General features: G+C 40.8%; 2 protein-coding genes and 1 pseudogene. All 3 read left to right on the forward strand.

Annotation, left to right across the window (positions count from 1 at the left end):
- A partial coding sequence (locus tag KTR06_RS24225) for an SLBB domain-containing protein (RefSeq protein ID WP_217290886.1) occupies window positions 1-1,154 on the forward strand: 1,154 nt, incomplete at its 5' end.
- A 15-nt stretch (window positions 1,155-1,169) separates the two neighbouring features.
- Window positions 1,170-2,303, forward strand: a complete 1,134-nt coding sequence (locus KTR06_RS24230; protein WP_217290887.1) for a Wzz/FepE/Etk N-terminal domain-containing protein — start codon at window positions 1,170-1,172, stop codon at window positions 2,301-2,303.
- A gap of 19 nt (window positions 2,304-2,322) precedes the next feature.
- Window positions 2,323-2,549 (forward strand): annotated as a pseudogene (locus KTR06_RS24235) (undecaprenyl-phosphate glucose phosphotransferase); the annotation flags it as partial.

A 2,549-nucleotide genomic window follows, 5' to 3' on the forward strand; every position in this document is an offset into this window, starting at 1 on the left:
AAGCCCAAGGCTTGACGGGTGATGCTTTCTTGAACCGTGCTGTCCTTTATCGTCAGCGTGAGGATCTTACTACTGAAGTTATCCCTGTTGACATTAAAGCCATCATGGATGGTACTTCTCAAAATATTATCCTGACGAAAAACGATATTCTTTATATTCCCAGTATCCATGATTTGGAAGATAGGGGAGATGTTGTAATCCACGGCGAAGTGGCCAAACCTGATTCCTATCCTTATGCGGATAATATGACCCTTGAAGACTTGATCATTCAGGCCGGAGGCTTGCGTGAAGCCGCTTCTGTTGTTCGTGTGGATGTATCGCGCAGAATCAGGAATCCCCATAGTACAGTGGATAATGATACGATCGGTCGGACGTATACATTTTCTCTGAAAGAAGGTTTTGTCGTCGACGGCACACCGGGTTTTGTTCTTCAACCTTATGATGAGGTCTATGTACGTCGTAGTCCGGGTTATCAGGCTCAACAGAATGTAGTTGTTGAAGGTGAAATCCTGTTCGAAGGCTCATACGCCATGACCAGTCGTGAGGAACGTCTTTCCGATTTGATTCGCAAAGCCGGCGGTTCTACCAAAAACGCCTACCTACGCGGTGCCAAGTTGACTCGTGTTGCTACTGAGGGTGAGAAGAAACGTATGGGAGATGTGATCCGCTTGATGAGCCGTCAGTTAGGTGAGGCTATGATGGATTCTTTGGATATTCATGTGGAAGATCATTTTACAGTCGGCATTGACTTGGAGAAAGCTTTAGCTAATCCGGGGAGCACGGCGGACATTGTCTTGCGTGAGGGTGATGTAGTCTTTATTCCCAAAAGTACCAATACAGTTAAGATCAATGGTGCTGTTATGGTTCCTAATACCGTTTCTTATATAGCGGATAAGAATATTGATTATTATTTGAATCAGGCCGGTGGTTATTCAGATAATGCGAAGAAGAGCAAGAAGTTCATTGTTTACATGAATGGTCAGGTAACTAAGGTTAAAGGTAGCGGTAAGAAACAAATCGAGCCTGGTTGTGAAATAATCGTTCCCAGTAGATCTAAGAAACGTACTAATGTGGGAGAAATCTTGGGATATGCCACTTCTTTCAGTTCGTTGGGTATGATGATTGCCTCTATTGCTAATTTAATCAAGAAATAACGAATACCTTTATTTATGTCTACTTTGATGGAACAAACATCTGAAAAGGAAACAAAGCAGTTGTACAATAATCACAATGATGAGGAGATTGAAATCGATTTGATGGATCTTCTTCGTAAGGTTATAGGTATTCGTAAGAAGATCTATAAAGCAGCCGGTATCGGACTGATAATTGGTGTTATTGTTGCAATAAGTATCCCTAAGCAGTACACAGTTGAAGTTACCCTTTCTCCGGAAATGGGTAATAACAAAGAGGGTGGCTTATCCGGTTTGGCTGCTTCCTTTTTAGGAAGTGGGGTTACTATGGGAGATGGTACTGATGCCTTGAATGCTTCTTTATCTGCTGATATTGTTTCTTCTACTCCTTTTTTACTGGAGCTTTCTGCAATGGATATACCGGTAACAAAGAATGAAGTCATGACATTGAATACTTATTTAGATGAGGAAACATCTCCCTGGTGGAGTTATGTAATCGGATTTCCGGGTATGTTAATTGGTGGAGTAAAGTCCTTGTTTACTGAGGAAGATGAAATTGCATCTTTTAACAAAACAGGTCAGGGCGCAATTGAGCTTTCAAAGAAGGAATCGAAGAAAATTGCGACTCTGAAGAAAATGATAACCGCCTCTGTGGATAAGAAAACCTCAATGACTTCCGTTACTGCAACTTTTCAGGATCCTAAGGTTGCTGCAGTCGTAGCCGATTCTGTAGTGAAAAAATTGCAGGAATACATTATAGACTACCGCACTTTCAAGGCGAAAGAAGATTGTATCTATTTGGAGAAACTTTTCAAAGAACGTCAGCAAGAATATTATGCTGCTCAGAAGAAATACGCAGACTATTTGGATTCTCATGATAACTTAATTTTGCAGAGTGTTCGTGCCGAACAGGAACGTTTGCAGAATGATATGAGCCTTGCTTACCAGGTATATAGTCAGGTTGCCAGTCAGCTTCAGGTTGCCAGAGCTAAAGTTCAGGAGGAGAAGCCTGTTTTTGCTGTTGTAGAGCCTGCAGTTGTACCATTATATCCTTCGGGAACCAGTAGAAAGGTATATGTTTTAGCTTTTATTTTCCTATCAGTTTGTATTGTTATCTTTTGGAATTTATTCGGAAAAGATTTTCTGAATAAGTTCAAAGAAGTATGCGCCTAAAATCAATTTTTAATGTGATATGGTATCAACCACCAGTCAAATCAATAAATTTATAGAATTTATAGCAGTTCTGGGAGATCTGGTCATTCTGAATTTGGTATTGTTCTTTCTCCTTTTCTTTTGGGAAGAAGTATTTGTCTCTTTACCTTTTTCTTGTAGGGTTTCCTGGATGATGACTTCGTTAAGTCTTTGCTATCTGGCCTGTTCCGGTTCTCGTGGGAGGGTTTGGGATAGTCGGGGAATTCG

Origin of the sequence: Bacteroides sp. MSK.20.12 (assembly GCF_019052435.1) — a bacterium.
In the GTDB taxonomy this organism is placed as follows: Bacteria; Bacteroidota; Bacteroidia; order Bacteroidales; family Bacteroidaceae; genus Bacteroides; species Bacteroides xylanisolvens.

What these genes read in the sequence shown, in the direction of transcription:
- KTR06_RS24230 (WP_217290887.1), top strand. Translation starts at nt 1,170, where the DNA reads ATGTCTACTTTGATGGAACAAACATCTGAAAAGGAAACAAAGCAGTTG.